Here is a 17,408-nt window from a genome sequence, read left to right as displayed (position 1 = left end):
GGGAGGGGATTGGCAACTGCAAATGAGAAAGATTAGCATTTGCAGTGATGCTGTGCCTATTCCCTGATGGCGCGATGGACATCGGGGCCCGTGCGGAGAGCGTTACGCCCGCACCGCCGCTACGTCCCTTTGACCTGCGGCCTCGGTCATCACGACGGCGAGCTGCTTGAGCGAGTAGGGCTTGCGCAGCAGGGTGAAGCCGTGGCCGGGGTCGCGTGCCAGCAGCTCGCTGTAGCCGCTGGTCAGGATGATGGGCAGATCCGGAAAGCGATCGCGCACGTGCCGGGCCAGTTCCAGGCCGTTGGTGCCGGGCATCACCACGTCGCTGAACATCACATGGAACCGCGTGGCGTCCTGTTCCAGTTCGGCAAGTGCCTCATTGGCGTTGCGGGCCAGTACCACCTCATAGTCGAGTTCGCGCAGGGCTCCGACCGCGAACTCGGCCACATCCACGTTGTCCTCCACCACCAGCACGCACAGCCCGTGCCCGTGCAGCAGGCCCGGCTGTGCCGCCGGCCGCACCACCGTCTCGCTGGAACCGGTGAGCGGCAGATACAGCGTGAACCGGGTACCGACGCCAGCCTCGCTCTTCACGTCCACCTCGCCTTCGGACTGCTTGACGAAACCGAATACCTGGCTGAGGCCCAGGCCGGTGCCGGCACCAATACCTTTGGTGGTGAAGAAGGGTTCGAAGATGCGATCCACCACGCCCGGGTCGATGCCAGTGCCCGTATCGGTCACGCTGATGGCGGCGAAGTCACCTTTCAGCGGTGCCGCGAAGCGGACCGAAGGCACCGCTGTAACCTGCTCGACGTCGATGGTGACCGTGCCGTGGCCGTCGATCGCATCGCGCGCGTTGACGGCGATGTTGATCAGCGCGGTGTCCAGCTGGGTGCGGTCCAGCAGCACCGGTAGCGGGCGATCAGGCAGGTTGACCGACACCTGGATGCGTGCCCCCAGTACCGTAGTGATGATGTCCGACAGGGCCTGCACGCTCTCGCACAGGTCGAAGACCTCCGGTGACAGGCTCTGCCGGCGCGAGAAGGCCAGCAGCTGCGCCGTCAGCCGTGTGGCGCGGTCCGACGCGTTGCCGATCGCCTGCACGTAGCGGCGTCGCGGATCTTCCGCTGGCCAGGTATGCAGCAGCATGTCCACCGAGCCGGTGATGACCTGCAGCAGGTTGTTGAAGTCGTGTGCGACGCCTCCGGTGAGCTGGCCGATGGCTTCCAGCTTCTGCGACTGCCTGAGCTGCTCACGGGCCCGCACCAGTTCCAGGTGCGCCTCGCGCGCCTGTTCGGTGATCGCGGCCACCTGGCGGCTGTGCAGGTCGCGCTCGATCACGCGTTCGGTCTGCTCGCTGACCACGCAGATGATCCCGGCGACGGTACCGCTGGCATCGCGCAGAGGCGAATAGGAGAAGGTCCAGAAGGTCTCGCGCAGCGTGCCGTCGCGGTCCATCATCAGCGGCAGGTTCTTGAAGCTGCGGCTGCGGCCCGCGAACGCCGCATCGATGGCATGCTCCACATCGGCCCAGACGTCAGACCACACCACGTCCAGGCGGTTGCCCATGGCGCCGTGCAGCTTGTCACCCAGCATCGGCAGGTAGGCATCGTTGAAGAAGAATGCCTTTTCGCTCTGGCCCCAGGCGATCCACAGAGGTTCCGGAGAGTCGAGGATCATCGCAAGCAGCGTGCGCAGCTCGCAGGGCGCCTGTGCCGCCGCCGGCGAGCGTGCCCAGTCGCTGTCCTGCAGCAGGCGATAGGCAAGCTGGTCGGGTGCGGAGACGGGAAGGGGGAAAGGATGCATGGCCGTCGGCGCGGGAAGGTGCGGCAGCATAGCCGAACCGATGTCAGCAGGGCCTGCACATCGCCAATGGGTCGGGGCAACCGCAGCGGCTAGCCTGGCTCCTGGCCTGGTTGCCCGGCCAGGGCGTGCCGGCCTGCCGGCGTCAGGTCGATGTCCGCATCCTCGGCCTGCACCGCAAAGCCCGCATTCACTGCCCAGGTCGCAGCGTCACCGCGCACCGGCTGCGCGTCGGCGATGTCCTGCAGGATCCTGATCTGCGCTGCGGTCAGCTCCATCGCCTCATACCCCCAGCAGCGACGGGAGCTGCCACTCCGAAACACGCGCATGGCTGATCGGCTGGTGGCAGCCGCAACGCTCGCAGCGGAACAGGGCACCGCCTGGCAGCTGCAGCAATGTGTCCTCACTGGCGGAGGTGGTCTCCGCGCAATGGTGGCAGGTGACGGTGAGCGCGGTGATGCGTTCAACGCCACCGGACAGGTTGAAGACGGCTTCGAAAGCGCGGATGACAGGGTGGGACATAACCGCTCGCGAGTAGTACACGTCCGCATCCTCGCCTGCCACCCGTGACGGCGCAGTCAGCTGTGTGCATCGGCCGCATCAAGACACCCCGCCGTCAGAGCTTTCTTCAAAGCTCCTTCTTCTTGCCGCTCAGATCCAGTGGCTTGTCATCGCCCTTGCGCTCGCTGGACCAGACTTCAAGACTCTTGTTGCAGCGGCTTTCGCGTGCGGCGACCTGCGGCGGCAGGTCCTTCAGGTGCGGTGATTCCTGGCAGCCCGAATGCATGGCCGTGTCGTCATAGGTGGCGCAGGCAGCGAGCGAGGCAAGCATGACGGCATAGACCGAGGCGCGGAGCGCGGCGGGGGCGAAGCAGGTAGGCATGGACGGCATCCTGGGAAAGTGGGGGTGCCCTGATTCAATAATGTGACCCCGTGCCGACGCAATCGGTCTGCCTGCACTTGTTATTCAGTAACAAGTGTGACGATACTGTGCGATTGTGGCGCCTGCGGTCTACGCGACGCAGATCATGAACAGTGCGGACAGCGCCAGCATCAGCATGAAGACCCGTCGGCTCAAGGCCAGGCAGGCCAGGCAGGCGGCCAGGGCCCAGGCCGCCAGCAGGACGCAGGTGAGCAGCCACAGGCCGATGGTCATCAGTGACCCTGCAGCAATGGCTGACAGGGCGGACGCCTTGAACAGCGCGATACCCAGCACACTGCCCAGCACGCCGGCCTGCAGGGCGACCGCGTCATGGTGGGCAGGGGCACGGCGGGGAGGCATTGCGGTCCGGACGATCGACCAGGGGGTGTTGATCGAAGTCTGCCCGAACGGATATCCACGCCATGTGTAGTCCCGTCGGCGGCCGCCGCAGGCCTGCCTGCCGCGTGCGGCGCTGCGGGACGGCCGCAGGACAGCAGTGTCAGTGACTGCGGGCGACCGTGCGTGCGCGGTTCTTTTCCAGCATCACCGCTACGCACCACAGCAGCAAGCCACCGAAGGCCGTGGCTGCGCCGACATAGCCGGTGGTGGCGGGACTGAAGCCGGCGCTGATGGCCATGCCACCCAGCCACGGCCCCAGCGCGTTGGCGGTGTTGAACGCGGCATGGTTGGAGGCCGCAGCCAGCGTCTGCGCTTCTCCCGCCACATCCATCAGGCGGGTCTGCAGCACGGCGGCGAGCGCACCCATGGTGCCCACGGTGATGATCATCGGGCCGATGGTCCACACCGACTGCGCAGCCAGCGGATACAGCAGCAGCATCACGATCGACCACGCCAGTACCAGCGCGGCGGCCTTGAAGTGGAATCTGTCCACCAGCCAGCCGCCGGCGATGTTGCCGATGATGGCGCCGATGCCGAACACACCCACGGCGAGCGGCATCCACGATTCGGCAACCCCGGTCACCTGCACCAGGGTCGGCGCAAGATAGGTGAACACACAGAACATGCCGGCGAATCCGACCGCACCGATGGCCAGTGCCAGCCATACCTGCGTGGTGTTGAAGGCGCGCAGCTCGCGCATCGGCGAGGTGCGCACCTCCTCCGGGTCGGGCAGCAGGAAGCGCGCGATCATCGCAACGGTGGCAATGGCCAGCAGGGTGACCAGCGCAAACGCCGTACGCCAGCTCAGTTGCTGGCCCAGCCAGGTGGTGAGCGGGTTGCCGATCAGGATGGCGATGGACAGGCCGAGCAGCACGCGCGACATCGCCTGGCCGCGCTGGCCGGCCGGGCTGATCGCCGCCGCTACCAGCATCGCCACGCCAAAGTAAGCGCCATGCGGAAGACCCGCGACGAAGCGCGCGATGAGCATGGTGGCGTAGTTCGGTGCCAGCGCGCTGGCCAGATTGCCCACTGCATAGAAGCCCATCAGCGCCAGCAGCAGGCGACGGCGTGGGAAGCTGGCGCCGACGAACGCCAGGACCGGTGCACCGACCACCACGCCGATGGCGTAGGCGCTGATGAGATGGCCGACCTGTGTTTCGGTGATCGACAGGCCACGACTGATTTCCAGCATCAGGCCCATGCTGGCGAACTCGCTGGTACCGATGGCAAAGCCGCCGAGCGACAGGGCGAGGATGATCAGGGTGCGCTGGCGGGGCGTCAGCTGCGCGGCCAGGGAGGAATTGGGGCTCATGCGGGGGCGCAGGGGGCGGGGGAGCGGCCTATTGTACTGCTGCACCGCAGCAGGGGCATCGCCCGCCGCCGAGAATCAGCGTTTGGCCACTGGTAGTGCTGCGCAGCGCATGTCGACGGAATCTCCATTTCCATGAATATCTCCATAGCGGAGCAGAGCACACGGCATGTGCTCGCCCAAAGCAGCTGCAGCGCCGTTTCCCGCGACACCTCCGCAGTTGGACAATCGCGGATGCACGGTCGATACACCCTTTCGTTCCCTGTCGCGGCGGCCTCCGGGCCGGTACGTGACCCAGCTCAAGGTGCTCCATGACATTTTCCATCCGTACTGAAACGCCGGCCGACATCGCCGCCATCCATGCCGTGACCACTGCCGCTTTCGCCACGGCCGGACACAGCAGTCACACCGAGCAGTACATCGTTGATGCGCTGCGCGAGCGCGGCGAACTGAGCATCTCGCTGGTGGCCGACGTGGCCGGAGAAGTCATCGGCCACGTCGCTGTTTCGCCGGTGTCCGTCAGCGACGGCAGCAGCGGCTGGTACGGCCTGGGCCCGATCTCGGTGCTGCCGGAGCGACAGGGGCAGGGCATCGGTGCCGCATTGATGCGCGCGGCCATCGAGGCCCTTCGCCAGCAGCATGCGCGAGGCTGCGTGTTGCTGGGCGAGCCGGCGTACTACGGTCGTTTCGGCTTCCGCGCCGAGCCGGGGCTGGTGCTGCCGAACGTTCCTGCCGAGTACTTCCAGGCGCTGTGCCTGCAGCCGCCACTGGCGCAGGGAGAGGTGCGCTACTCCCAGGCGTTCGAAGCGACCAACTGATCGCGGGCGTTCAGCCCGCGTGCCGAAGATGGATCAGCGGATACGGACGGCCCTGCGAATCCAGCGCCGAGCGGCCGGTTTCCATGAAGCCCATGCGCAGGTAGAACCCCACTGCCTGCGCATTCTGCGCATTGACGTCGGTGCTCAGCTGCGGGTGCAGGGCCAGTGCGTGCTGCAGCAGCCGACGGCCGATGCCGGTGCCGCGCACGTCCGGGTCGATGAACAAGGCTTCCAGATGCGTCCCGTCGATCAACATGAAGCCCAGAGGACGATCATCTGCATCCACGGCCACGGTGGCCGGCGCCTGGGGCAGGAAACCAGCCACTTCGGCATCGATGGCCAGGCGGTCTTCAGGGCTTAGGAAGTCGTGGGTGGCGTCGACGGCGCGGCGCCACAGATCGACAAGTGCGGCACCGTCATCGGCGCGCGAGGGGCGCAGGGTGGTCATGGGCGGGAACGTGAAGCGGGCAGGCAGCACAGTATGACGTCATTCTGGCATCCGCTGCGCAGCCCGGCGTTACACTGTGCGCCTGAGCTCCGCCGCCTCACGGAAACCGCCATGACCGACGCTCCGGGTGTACCGGTGCACGACGCCGACGAACAGTGGATGCGCCATGCGCTGGCGCTGGCCGAACGCGCGCAACATGAGTTCGACGAGATCCCGGTCGGTGCGGTGCTGGTCGGTGCCGACGGCCAGCTGCTGGGTGAGGGCTGGAACCTCAATATCGCTTCGCACGACCCCAGCGCGCACGCCGAGATCGTTGCGATGCGTGCCGGCGGCAAGGCGCTGGCCAACCATCGGCTGCTGGGCAGCACGCTGTACGTGACGCTGGAGCCCTGCGCGATGTGCGCGATGGCGATCGTGCATGCGCGTGTGTCGCGGCTGGTCTACGGTGCCAGCGACCCGAAGACCGGTGCCTGTGGCAGCGTGTTCGACCTGCTGGGCGACGCGCGCCACAACCACCGCGTGGAGATCCACGGCGGGGTGCTGGCCAAGGAGGCGAGCACGCGCCTGACCAACTACTTCCGCGCCAAGCGCGGCAAGCCGCCCCTGCTGCTGGAAGGCCCGGCGGACGAGGGATGAGCAGCGAAAGGGTATGATGGGCGCCCCTTTCCTTTCCCGGCGGCCCGCGGGCCAGCCCTGCAGCGAGACGACACGATGGTGGAGAACGGCGCGGCCAACGAGCGATTGATCTGGATCGACCTGGAAATGACCGGGTTGGATACCGACAACGATTCGATCATCGAGATCGCCACCGTAGTGACCGATGCCCAGCTCAACGTGCTGGCCGAAGGACCGGAATTCGCCATCCATCATCCGCTGGAGACGCTGGAGGCGATGGACGAGTGGAACCGCAACCAGCATCGTCGTTCCGGCCTGTGGCAGCGCGTTCTGGACAGCAGCGTGACCCTTGCCCAGGCCGAGGCGCAGACGGTGAATTTCCTGGCGGAGTGGATTCCGGCCGGCCTGTCGCCGATGTGCGGCAATTCGATCTGCCAGGATCGCCGCTTCCTGCACCGGCAGATGCCGCGCCTGGAGAAGTACTTCCACTACCGCAACCTGGATGTGTCCACGGTGAAGGAACTGGCCAGGCGCTGGGCGCCGGGCGTGGCCGCTGGCGTCGGCAAGAACAGCAGCCACACCGCACTCAGCGACGTGCATGATTCGATCAACGAGCTGCGCCACTATCGCCGGTTCATGGGCGCGCTTTCAGGGTTGCCGACTGCCTGAACGACGACGCCGGGCATGGCCCGGCGCTACCCATCGTTCAACCGCGTGGCGCTACTATCGGCCCATGAACGAGCCGATCCTGCTGCCGCGCGATATCGCTCACGACGCCCGCGACTGGTCCGACCTGCAGCGGGCGGTGGCACTGCTGGAGGCGCCGACCCTGACTGCGCGCATGGCCAACCTGGTCGGCACGCCGCTGGAGTTCGCAGTGAAGGCCCTGCCGACGTCGGTGTCCAGCCGCATCCACGGCGCGGTGCAGGCGGCGCTGTCGAAATCCGCGCAGGCTGCGCTGTGGAGCATGGACAATTCACCCGGCAAGGGCGCATCCACCCGCTGGCACAAGGTGGCTGCCGCAACGTCCGGCGCGGTCGGCGGTGCCTTCGGTTTTGCCGCGTTGTTCATCGAACTGCCGGTGTCGACCACCATCATGATGCGCGCCGTGGCCGATGTGGCGCGCAGCGAAGGCTTCGACCTGTCCGAGTTCAGCACACGCCAGGCCTGTCTGGAAGTGTTCGCGCTGGGCGGCAATTCGCCGCGCGACGACGCCAGCGAGACGGGCTACTACCTGGCCCGCGGCTTCACCACCGATGTGATGCGCCACCTGTCGGCCGAGCTGGCCGGCCGCGTGGTGACCGGCCGCGACCTCACCCTGGGCGTGGCCCCGAAGGAGGCCGGCAAGCTGTTGGCCAAGCTGGTGGAGAAGGTCGCCGCGCGTTTCGGTGTGGTGGTGACCGAGAAGTTCGCCGCGCAGGCGGTCCCCATCGTGGGTGCTGCCGCCGGCGCCACGCTCAACACCATGTTCACCGACTACTACCAGGACATGGCACGCGGTCACTTCATCGTGCGCCGGCTGGAGCGCAAGTACGGTGAGGATGTAGTGCGCACCTGCTATGACCGCGTGGCGCATGGCGGCGCCCTGATCGAGCCGACGCTGTAACCGGTGTCGGGGTCAGATCCCTTTGCCGTGCAAAGGGATCTGACCCCGGGCGAGACCGCGGGCGAGCCTATCATTGCCCCGGCGGAACAACTGTTTTGCCAGTCCATGCCTGTTGCCCGGCGGGCGCCATCCCCATTCTTTGCGGCACTCCCCCGCAAGAGATGGCCGACATGCTGTTCACTCCCCACCGCCTGGGCGCACTGACCCTGCCCAACCGCATCGTGATGCCGCCGATGACCCGTTCGCGTGCGGCCCACGGCAATGTTGCCACCGCCGAAATGGCGGCGTACTACGCGCAACGTGCCGGCGCCGGCCTGATCATCAGCGAAGGCACCCAGATCAGCCCGCAGGGCCAGGGCTATGCCTGGACCCCGGGCATCCACAGTCCGCAACAGGTACAGGGGTGGCGCCAGGTCACCGATGCGGTGCACGCGGCCGGCGGGCGCATCTATGCGCAGCTGTGGCACGTGGGGCGTGTTTCGCATGTTGCCCTGCAGCCGAACGGTGAGGCGCCGGTGTCGTCGTCGGCACTGCTGGCCGAAGGCGTGAAGGTGTTCGTTGACCCGACCGGTGCCGGCCCGGAGGCCGGCGTCGGCGAGATGATCCAGCACTCGATGCCGCGCGCCCTGCGCGAGGACGAGATTCCTGGCATCGTCGAGGACTACGCGCAGGCGGCACGCAATGCACTGGCGGCGGGCTTCGACGGGGTCGAGCTGCATGGGGCCAATGGCTATCTCATCAACCAGTTCATCGATTCGCAGGCCAACCAGCGCACCGATGGCTATGGTGGCGCGCTGCAGAACCGGCTGCGCTTCCTGCGTGAGGTGACGCGGGCGGTGGTTGAGGTGGCGGGTGGCGACCGGGTGGGGGTGCGCCTGGCGCCGCTGACCACGCTGCAGGGGGCGGTGGACGATACGCCGCAGGCCACCTATCTGGCGGCCGCGCATCTGCTGGGTGGGCTGGGCGTGGGCTACCTGCACATCGCCGAAGCCGACTGGGACGACGCACCACCGATGCCGCTGGCATTCAAGCAGGCGCTGCGCATGGTCTATCCGGGAACACTGATCTACGCCGGCAAGTACACCGCCGAGCGCGCCGAGCAGGCACTGGCCGAAGGCTGGGCTGACCTGATCGGCTTCGGCCGGCCGTTCATCGCCAACCCGGACCTGCCGGAGCGGCTGCGCCAAGGTTCGGAACTGAACCTGCCGGACCGCGCGACGTTCTTCGGAGGCGGGGCGGTGGGCTTCACCGATTACCCGACGCTGGAAAAGAGCGTCGCTGCCTGATTCCGCATCCGCCGGGCATGGCCCGGCGTTACCCGTGCCGGCCGGTTGAGCAGGTAGCGCCGGGCCATGCCCGGCGAGCGCGCAGCGCGGGACCACGACCGTGCCACATCGCGCGACGTTCTTCGGAGGCGGGGCGATGGGCTTCACCGATTATCCGACGCTGGAAGAGAGCGTCGCCGGGTGATTCCGCATCCGCCGGGCATGGCCCGGCGCTACCCGTGCAGACCGGTAGCAGGTAGCGCCGGGCCATGCCCGGCGAGCGCGCAGCGCGGGATGAGGCGCGGCGGTCAGGGCGTGTCGCGCACCAGCGCGTCGACCTCGACCACGCCACCGTCCTTGCCGTGCAGGTACAGATGCATGTCCTGCTGCGGGTAAGGAATGTTGATACCAGCCTTGTCGTAGCCCAGCTTGATCTGCTCGAGCAGCGTCACCTTCGTGCCGAACCAGTCGGCCGACTTCACATAGCAGCGGATGCCCAGATTGATCGCGTGCGCGCCCAGCTCGTAGACCACCACGTCCGGCACCGGCGTCTGAAGTACGCGCGGGTCGGCCTTCATCAGCGCGAGGGCGGTATCGCGCGCCAGCTGGATGTCGTCGTCGTAGCCGATGCCGACCACCAACTCGACGCGACGGGTCGGTTCGGCCGTGAGGTTGATGATCGGCGCCGCGGTGATCAGGGTGTTCGGAATGGTGGTGTGCTGGTTGTCAGCGCCGGTGATGACGGTCTGGAAAATGCGCACTTCGCGTACCGTGCCGGTCTGGCCGGCGACCGTCACCACATCGCCCACGCGGAACGGGCGCAGGGTCACCAGCATCACGCCTGAAGCGATGTTGGACAGCGAATCCTTCAGCGCCAGGCCGACGGCCAGGCCTGCGGTACCGAGCACGGCCAGCAGCGGGGTGATCTGCACGCCCAGCGTGCCGATGGCCAGCACCACCACGATCACCAGCGATGCGGCGTAGACCACGTTGCGCAGGAAACTGCCCAGCATCGGGTCCACGCCCATGCGCGCGGTCGCGCGCGGCATCGCGTTGGACAGGCGGCGTGCCACCCACAGGCCGACCAGCAGCACCACGATGGCGGCCAGCAGTGGCACGCCATAGGTTTCCAGCAGTCGCTCCCAGTTCAAGGTGTGGAACCAGGATGACGTGGCGGGCGTAGCGGGTGCGGCGGCGATCATGCGGGTGGTCCTCTGCTGCGAAAGGGAGTTGCCCAGGGCAGGGCAGGGCGTGCGCGCACGCCAGAAACAGCAAGCCCCGCAGAGGCGGGGCTTGCATGCAGCAGCAGTATGGGCGGACGTCGATGAAAACGACGTCAGCCTGCAGCCTTCACCGCATCATGCGCTGGCCTTCAGCTTGGCCAGGCGCAGCCAGGTATCGACCACGGTGTCCGGGTTCAGCGACACCGATTCAATGCCTTCCTGCATCAGCCATTCGGCCAGGTCCGGGTGATCGGACGGGCCTTGGCCACAGATGCCGACGTACTTGCCCTTGGCCCGTGCCGACTTGATCGCCATCGACAGCAGTTTCTTGACGGCCGGGTTACGTTCGTCGAACAGGTGGGCGACGATCGACGAGTCGCGGTCCAGGCCCAGGCTGAGCTGGGTCAGGTCGTTGGAGCCGATCGAGAAGCCGTCGAAGATTTCCAGGAACTCATCGGCGAGCAGCGCGTTGGACGGCACTTCGCACATCATGATGATCTTCAGGCCGTTCTCGCCCTGCTTCAGGCCGTTCTGGGCGAGGACTTCCACCACCTTGCGGCCTTCTTCCAGGGTGCGCACGAACGGAATCATGACCCACAGGTTGTCCAGGCCCATTTCGTTGCGCACGCGCAGCACGGCCTTGCACTCCAGCGCGAAGGCGGCCGAGAAGCTCGGATCGACATAACGGCTGGCGCCGCGGAAGCCGATCATCGGGTTCTCTTCGTGCGGCTCGTAGTTGCTGCCGCCGATCAGGTTGGCGTACTCGTTGGACTTGAAGTCCGACAGGCGCACGATCACCGGGTTCGGCGCGACCGACGCGGTGAGGGTGGCGATGCCCTCGGCCAGGCGGTCCACGTAGAAGCTGACCGGGTCGCCATAGCCGGCGATCTTCTCGTCGATCTTCTTCTTCGTTGCCGCGTCCTGGCGGTCGTACTCCAGCAGCGCGTTCGGATGGATGCCGATGTGGCTGGCGATGATCATTTCCAGGCGCGCCAGGCCGATGCCGGCGTTCGGCAGCTGGCCGAAGTCGAAGGCACGTTCCGGGTTGGCCACGTTCATCATGATCTTCAGAGGAGCCGGCGGCATGTTGCCCAGATCGGTGGTGGTGCGCTCAAAGCCGAGCTTGCCTTCGTAGATGAAGCCGGTATCGCCTTCAGCGCAGCTGACGGTGACCAGCTGGCCGTCTTCGATGACCTTGGTGGCGTTGCCCGAGCCGACCACGGCCGGTACGCCCAGCTCGCGGGCGATGATCGCGGCGTGGCAGGTACGGCCACCGCGGTTGGTGACGATGGCCGAAGCGCGCTTCATCACCGGTTCCCAATCGGGATCGGTCATGTCGGCAATCAGCACGTCGCCCGGCTGCACGCGGTTCATGTCGTCCAGCGTCTTCACCACGCGGGCCACGCCCGAACCGATCTTGGCGCCCACGGCACGGCCTTCGGCCAACACGTTACCGCCCTTCTCGGTCAGCGCGAAGCGCTCGATCTGGGTGGCGTGGCTGCGCGACTTCACCGTCTCCGGGCGCGCCTGCACGATGAACAGCTTGCCGCTGACACCGTCCTTGGCCCACTCGATATCCATCGGGCGGCCGTAGTGCTTTTCGATCACCAGCGCCTGCTTGGCCAGTTCCTGCACGTCCTCGTCGCTGATCGAGAAGGTGTTGCGCAGTTCGGCCGGAGTGTCCTCGATCCTGACGCGCTCGCCGGGAACGTCCGAGTACACCATGCGGATCGCCTTGCTGCCGAGCGAGCGGCGCAGGATCGCCGGCTTGCCGGCCTGCAGGGTGGGCTTGTAGACGTAGTACTCGTCCGGGTTGACCGCGCCCTGCACGACCATTTCGCCCAGGCCGAAGGACGAGGTGACGAACACCACGTCGCGGAAGCCCGATTCGGTATCCAGGGTGAACAGCACGCCGGAGGAACCCACGCCCGAGCGCACCATCAGCTGCACGCCGGCGGACAGGAACACGTCCTCATGCTTGAAGCCGTGGTGTACGCGGTAGGCGATGGCGCGGTCGTTGTACAGCGAAGCGAACACTTCCTTGACCTTGTGCACGACATCGTCGGCACCGGTGACGTTGAGGAAGGTTTCCTGCTGGCCGGCGAACGAGGCATCCGGCAGGTCTTCGGCGGTCGCCGAAGAGCGCACCGCCACGGCCACGTCGCCGCCGCCGTTCTCGTTGCTCAGCTGCGCATAGGCGGCGCGGATGTCCTGGTCCAGCTGCGGCTGCAGCGGAGCGTCGATGACCCAGCCGCGGATTTCCTTGCCGGCCGCGGTCAGCGCGGTCACGTCCTCGACGTCCAGCGTGGCCAGCTTGTCGAAGATGCGCTTGGACAGATCGTTGTGCGCGATGAAGTCCTTGAAGGCTTCAGCGGTGGTGGCATAACCGCCTGGCACCGACACGCCCAGACCGGCCAGATTGCCGATCATCTCGCCCAGCGACGAATTCTTGCCGCCTACGCGGGCCAGGTCGGCCAGACGCAGTTCGTGCAACCACAGGATGTTCTCGTTCAAGCGCGATGCTCCGTTTGGCCATCGCCCGAGGCGGGCTGTAATGGCCGCGTCCGTAGGAAGAAGCCGATATGATGCCGGGCAGAGTACCGTCGGCACAAGCTTGTGCTGGCGGCCTTTTTAGGCTTCGTAGGGGGTAAAAGCGCGCATGTCGACCATCCGCCCGGTGTTCTATGTTTCCGATGGAACCGGTATCACCGCTGAAACCATTGGACATAGCCTGCTGACCCAGTTCTCCGGGTTCAGCTTCATTACCGATCGCATGTCGTTCGTCGATGACCCCGAAAAGGCCCGTGAAGCCTGTGCCCGGATCCAGGCGGCGGGGGAGCGCTACCAGGTCCGGCCGATCGTGGTGAACTCCTGCGTGGACCAGAGCCTGAGCCTGATCCTGGCCGACAGCGGGGCGCTGATGCTGGACGTGTTCGCGCCGTTCATCGAGCCGCTGGAGCGGGAACTGTCCAGCCCGCGCCTGGCCCGGGTCGGCCAGGCCCACGGCATGGTCGATTTCGACACCTACCACCGCCGTATCAATGCGATGAACTTCGCCTTGACCCACGACGACGGCATCGCGGTGAACTACGACGATGCCGACGTGATCCTGGTGGCGGTGTCGCGGGCCGGCAAGACCCCGACCTGCATCTACCTGGCCCTGCACTACGGGGTGCGCGCAGCCAACTACCCGCTGACCGATGAAGACCTGGAAAGCGACCGCCTGCCGGCGCGGCTGCGCAACTACCGGCGCAAGCTGTTCGGCCTGACCATCGACCCGGACAGGCTGCAGCAGATCCGCCAGGAGCGCCGGCCGAACTCGCGCTACGCCAATCTGGAAACCTGCCGGCGCGAAGTGGCGGCGGCCGAGACCATGTTCCGCATGGAGAGGATTCCGACCCTGAGCACCACGCACACCTCCATCGAGGAAATCTCCAGCAAGGTGCTGGGCACGCTGGGGCTGCAGCGCGAAATGTACTGATCCTCTCCCGGCGGCGCCGGCGATGCCGGGCCACGCTTGATGGCTGCGCTGCGTGCTCGCCGGGCATGGCCCGGCGCTACCCGTCGGCGCGTGGCTGGACAGGGACGATCGCGGCCGGTGGGTTGGCTGCGGCGTGAACCGCCCCCACGTTGAACCACCAACGTGTAGGATCGACCCATGGCCCGAGCCTTGCCCCGCACCGAACGCATTCCCCGCCTGAGCCGGCTGAGCTGGCTCATGGGCCTGTATGCGGAAAACTACCGGCACCTGGTGCGCCTGTTCGCACCGGCCGAGCTGGTTGCGGGCAGCTACATCTCTTCGGTGGGTGATGGCCTGGATGTGCGCCTGGACGTGATCGAGTGCCATCGCTACACCGTCGAACTGCGCCTGACCTACGACCTGGCCGACCCGGTGACCGGCGAGCCGGACCCGTCGGCCTATGTGCGCCTGTACCGCGACGCACGCCAGGCTGAAACCACCCACTGCTACGTCGGCCGCCGCTGGCAGGACACCATGGGTCTGTATCCGCCGCCGGCCGAACTGATCAGCCACCGCATGCGGATGAACACCTTCCTCGGCAAGTGGCTGGAATACCTGGCCGAGCGTGGCCATGGCGTGGCCACCCTGCGTCGCGATCCGGACGGCAGCGCGGCAGCCGATGGCGAGCGTCGCCTGTCGCTGGTGCGCTGATCGGCCATAATCCGGGGCTGACCTGCCGCCGGATGCCGCCATGCCGTATACCCCGATCGTCGCCACCCTGGGCTATGTGCTTTCGCCCGACGGGCGCCAGGTGCTGATGATCCATCGCAATACCCGCCCCGGCGACCACCATCTGGGCAAGTACAACGGCCTGGGGGGCAAGATCGAGCCGAGCGAGGACGTGGCAGCCGGCATGCGCCGCGAAATCGCAGAGGAAGCCGGCATCGCGTGCACCTCGATGCGCCTGCGCGGCACCATCAGCTGGCCGGGTTTCGGCAAGCACGGTGAGGACTGGTTCGGGTTCGTGTTCGTGATCGACGGCTTTGAAGGCAGCCCGCATGGCGGCAACCATGAGGGCACGTTGGAGTGGGTGGACCTGGACAAGCTCGACACGCTGCCGATGTGGGAGGGCGACCGCAATTTCCTGCCGCTGGTGTTCGATGCGGACCCGCGTCCATTCCACGGGGTGATGCCCTACAAGGACGGACGCATGCAAAGCTGGTCGTTCAGCCGGCTGTGAACCGCGTCGAGGCAGCGTGGATTAATACCCGGGGAATATTGACGCCATAAAATTGCCCGGGTAATATTTCCGCATCGTCCCGGTGCCCGTGCCATGTCCAATGCTCCCCTTCCGCCGTTCAGCTGCTTCGACGGTCATCGACTTGTCGCTTCCGGTATGCCGGACGTCGCCGCGCTGGCACTCAGGCAGCTGCGTGCCGATGCGGCTGCCGGTCCGCTGCTGGTGTTCGACAACGCCACCGGCCTGACCCGGGATTTCGACACGCGTGGCAGCGTCGCGCAGCTGCTGGCGCGTATCGCCCAGGCCTTCCCGGCATCACACCCGGACGCCGATGTGCAGACGGCGGCCACCGATGAACCGGTGGTGGCGCGCGGGCGTGGGCGACCGAAACTGGGCGTGGTTGCACGCGAGGTCACGCTGCTGCCGCGTCATTGGACCTGGCTGGCCGGACAGCCGGGCGGCGCCTCGGTGGCGCTGCGGCGGCTGGTGGAAGCGGCCAGCCGGACCGGTGCCGATCTGGACCGGCAGCGCCGCAACGCCGAACGCGCGTATCACTTCCTGCAGACCATCGGCGGCGATCTGCCCGGCTTCGAGGAAGCCACGCGTGCGTTGTTCGCGCATGACCGCACGCGCCTGCAGGCCGTGCTGGAAAGCTGGCCCGTCGACGTACGCAGTCACGCTTTGCGCCTGGCCTTCGACGAACCTGCCGGCAGCACCGACGACTGACCTGCCGCTCCGCAGATGCAAGCGGCCGCGCTGACCGCGGGCCATCACTCCTCCCACCTGCGTCTCCTGCTGGCCCCTTGGCCGGGCAGGGCAACGCCTTGCCCATGGAATGCCCATGAATCCCCCATCACTGTCCGCACCGCCTGTGGCGCCCTCCCTGTGGCGCGCCTATCTCGGGTTGTTGCTGCCGATGCTGTTGACCAACGCCCTGCAGCTGGCGTCTGGAACGCTTGACAACGTCTACCTCGGCCACCTGCTCGGTGCGCATGCGGTGGCCGCGGCGGCAGCGGTGTTTCCGATGTTCTTCCTGTTGCTGGCCCTGGCAATGGGCCTGGCTACGGGCGCCACGGTGCTGATCGGGCAGGCGTGGGGCTGCGGTGATGTGGTGCGGGTGCGGCGGGTCGCCGGAACGGCGGTCGCGCTGATGCTGGCGGTGTCGTTGCTGGTGATGGTGGTCGGTATCCTGTTCGCACCACAGCTGCTGCAGGCGCTCGGCACACCGGCGCCGATCCTGGGTGAGGCCATCGCCTACGCGCGCATCATGCTGGGCGGCGTGCCGGTGATCTTCCTGCTCTGGCTGGCAACGTCGGTCAGCCGCGCGGTGGGCGATGCGATGTCGCCGCTGCACGCGTTGCTGATCGCTACCTTGATCGGCCTGCTGTGTACACCCTTGCTGATCGTCGGTGCTGCAGGCCTGCCGAGGATGGGAGCAGCCAGCGCCGCATTCTCCGCGGTGCTGGCTTCCACGCTGGCGTTGGCCTGGCTGTCGTGGCGCTGGCGCCGACAGGGGCATCCGCTGGCACCCGATCGTGATCTGCTGCGTGCGGTGCGCGTGGATGCGGGCACGGCGCGATCAATGTTGCGGATCGGGGTGCCGTCGTCGCTGCAGATGCTCAGCCTGGCCGTTGCCGAAATCGTACTGCTGGGCTGGATCAACCGGCACGGTTACCTGGCGACCGCCGCCTATGGCGCGGTCAACCAGCTGATGAGCTGGGTGCAGCTGCCGGCGATGTCGCTGGGCATCACCGCCACTGTACTGGCTGCGCACGCGATGGGCGCAGGGCGCGTGGCGCGGCTGCCTGCGATCGCCCGCACCGGTGCGTGGCTGGGGGGCGGGCTGCTGGCTGCGGTGGTGGGGCTGGTGATGCTGTCGGCACCGTGGCTGGTCGGCCTGATCCTGGACGCACCGGACGTACGCGCGCTGGCGACAGAGCAGCTGCGCACGGTGGCCTGGGGCGTGCTGGCAATGGGCGGCGCCTCGGTGCTGGTGGGCGTGATGCGCGGCAGCGGCACGGTCGTGTGGCCGGCGCTGCTCGGAATGGCGGCCATCGTGCTGCTGGAACTGCCGCTGGCGGCTTGGCTGCATGCGCGGCATGGCCTGGCGGGACTGTGGTGGGCCTGGCCGCTGGGACTGGTGATGATGCTGGTGCTGCAGCTGTTCTGCTTCGCCGGTTGGCGGCGCCGGATTGCCGGCTGAGCGCCTGGGCGCCTGGCCGCTGCGCCCGCCGGGCATGGCCCGGCGCTACCGGGCCGGCATCCTTGAGGTAGCGCCGGGCCATCCCCGACGGAAAACG

19 protein-coding genes are annotated in these 17,408 nt (G+C 67.0%); 10 read left to right on the top strand and 9 right to left on the bottom strand.

The annotated features are described in order from the left end of the window. Nucleotides 1-102 precede the first annotated feature (102 nt). From ACZLIF_RS12885 to ACZLIF_RS12860, 6 genes are all read right to left on the bottom strand, one after another. A complete protein-coding gene (locus ACZLIF_RS12885) occupies nt 103-1,806 on the bottom strand; it encodes an ATP-binding protein (RefSeq protein WP_128989234.1) in 1,704 nt (567 codons plus the stop codon). A gap of 89 nt (nt 1,807-1,895) precedes the next feature. Further along, nucleotides 1,896-2,081 (bottom strand): hypothetical protein, encoded by a 186-nt coding sequence (locus tag ACZLIF_RS12880; protein ID WP_111187042.1) that lies wholly within the window; start codon nt 2,079-2,081, stop codon nt 1,896-1,898. Nucleotides 2,082-2,085: 4 nt separating this feature from the next. Then, complete coding sequence (locus tag ACZLIF_RS12875; RefSeq protein ID WP_053517863.1) at nt 2,086-2,325, bottom strand: hypothetical protein; 240 nt, start codon at nt 2,323-2,325, stop codon at nt 2,086-2,088. A 106-nt stretch (nt 2,326-2,431) separates the two neighbouring features. Continuing rightward, on the bottom strand, nt 2,432-2,686 hold the full coding sequence (locus ACZLIF_RS12870) for a hypothetical protein (RefSeq protein ID WP_053517864.1): 255 nt from the start codon (nt 2,684-2,686) through the stop codon (nt 2,432-2,434). 129 nt (nt 2,687-2,815) lie between these two features. Next, entirely contained in the window at nt 2,816-3,085 is a 270-nt protein-coding gene (locus ACZLIF_RS12865) for a hypothetical protein (protein ID WP_065176253.1), read from the bottom strand. A gap of 139 nt (nt 3,086-3,224) precedes the next feature. After that, nucleotides 3,225-4,436 (bottom strand): MFS transporter, encoded by a 1,212-nt coding sequence (locus ACZLIF_RS12860; protein WP_053517900.1) that lies wholly within the window; start codon nt 4,434-4,436, stop codon nt 3,225-3,227. A 308-nt stretch (nt 4,437-4,744) separates the two neighbouring features. Here ACZLIF_RS12860 and ACZLIF_RS12855 point away from each other — a divergent pair, with 308 nt between their 5' ends. Then, a complete protein-coding gene (locus ACZLIF_RS12855) occupies nt 4,745-5,251 on the top strand; it encodes a GNAT family N-acetyltransferase (RefSeq protein ID WP_128989232.1) in 507 nt (168 codons plus the stop codon). A 10-nt stretch (nt 5,252-5,261) separates the two neighbouring features. Here the strand turns inward: ACZLIF_RS12855 and ACZLIF_RS12850 are convergent, their stop codons facing one another. Beyond that, entirely contained in the window at nt 5,262-5,699 is a 438-nt protein-coding gene (locus ACZLIF_RS12850; RefSeq protein WP_128989230.1) for an acetyltransferase, read from the bottom strand. Between the two features lie 111 nt (nt 5,700-5,810). Between ACZLIF_RS12850 and tadA the strand changes: the two genes are divergently transcribed. From tadA to ACZLIF_RS12830, 4 genes are all read left to right on the top strand, one after another. After that, entirely contained in the window at nt 5,811-6,335 is a 525-nt protein-coding gene (gene tadA / locus ACZLIF_RS12845; RefSeq protein ID WP_128989228.1) for a tRNA adenosine(34) deaminase TadA, read from the top strand. A 75-nt stretch (nt 6,336-6,410) separates the two neighbouring features. Then, nucleotides 6,411-6,983, top strand: coding sequence for an oligoribonuclease (orn, locus tag ACZLIF_RS12840; protein ID WP_053517870.1), 573 nt, complete (start codon nt 6,411-6,413; stop codon nt 6,981-6,983). 64 nt (nt 6,984-7,047) lie between these two features. Next, the gene (locus ACZLIF_RS12835; protein WP_053517871.1) at nt 7,048-7,920 is read left to right on the top strand and encodes an EcsC family protein; all 873 of its coding nucleotides are present in this window, start codon (nt 7,048-7,050) and stop codon (nt 7,918-7,920) included. A gap of 170 nt (nt 7,921-8,090) precedes the next feature. Then, nucleotides 8,091-9,206, top strand: coding sequence for an alkene reductase (locus tag ACZLIF_RS12830; protein ID WP_065182779.1), 1,116 nt, complete (start codon nt 8,091-8,093; stop codon nt 9,204-9,206). 287 nt (nt 9,207-9,493) lie between these two features. On the opposite strand, the gene ACZLIF_RS12825 is transcribed toward ACZLIF_RS12830, so the two are convergent. Continuing rightward, the gene (locus ACZLIF_RS12825; RefSeq protein ID WP_128989226.1) at nt 9,494-10,387 is read right to left on the bottom strand and encodes a mechanosensitive ion channel family protein; all 894 of its coding nucleotides are present in this window, start codon (nt 10,385-10,387) and stop codon (nt 9,494-9,496) included. Nucleotides 10,388-10,543: 156 nt separating this feature from the next. Further along, nucleotides 10,544-12,922 (bottom strand): phosphoenolpyruvate synthase, encoded by a 2,379-nt coding sequence (gene ppsA / locus ACZLIF_RS12820; RefSeq protein ID WP_128989224.1) that lies wholly within the window; start codon nt 12,920-12,922, stop codon nt 10,544-10,546. Nucleotides 12,923-13,067: 145 nt separating this feature from the next. Between ppsA and ppsR the strand changes: the two genes are divergently transcribed. The 5 genes from ppsR (at nt 13,068) to ACZLIF_RS12795 (ending at nt 17,311) form a co-directional block, all read left to right on the top strand. Then, the gene (ppsR, locus tag ACZLIF_RS12815; protein WP_053517875.1) at nt 13,068-13,889 is read left to right on the top strand and encodes a posphoenolpyruvate synthetase regulatory kinase/phosphorylase PpsR; all 822 of its coding nucleotides are present in this window, start codon (nt 13,068-13,070) and stop codon (nt 13,887-13,889) included. A gap of 177 nt (nt 13,890-14,066) precedes the next feature. Then, nucleotides 14,067-14,579, top strand: coding sequence for a DUF1249 domain-containing protein (locus ACZLIF_RS12810; RefSeq protein ID WP_053517876.1), 513 nt, complete (start codon nt 14,067-14,069; stop codon nt 14,577-14,579). A 40-nt stretch (nt 14,580-14,619) separates the two neighbouring features. Further along, entirely contained in the window at nt 14,620-15,108 is a 489-nt protein-coding gene (locus tag ACZLIF_RS12805) for an NUDIX hydrolase (protein ID WP_053517878.1), read from the top strand. A 93-nt stretch (nt 15,109-15,201) separates the two neighbouring features. Next, nucleotides 15,202-15,834 carry a DUF2239 family protein gene (locus ACZLIF_RS12800; protein ID WP_128989222.1) on the top strand — a complete coding sequence of 211 codons (633 nt, stop codon included), beginning with the start codon at nt 15,202-15,204 and terminating at the stop codon, nt 15,832-15,834. A 115-nt stretch (nt 15,835-15,949) separates the two neighbouring features. Beyond that, the gene (locus ACZLIF_RS12795; protein WP_206733981.1) at nt 15,950-17,311 is read left to right on the top strand and encodes an MATE family efflux transporter; all 1,362 of its coding nucleotides are present in this window, start codon (nt 15,950-15,952) and stop codon (nt 17,309-17,311) included. Nucleotides 17,312-17,408 lie beyond the last annotated feature (97 nt).

This window comes from Stenotrophomonas sp. 2201_Sma, from assembly GCF_056486685.1.
The sequence above is the reverse complement of the archived record's forward strand: the minus strand, read 5'-3'. Positions and strand labels throughout refer to the sequence as shown.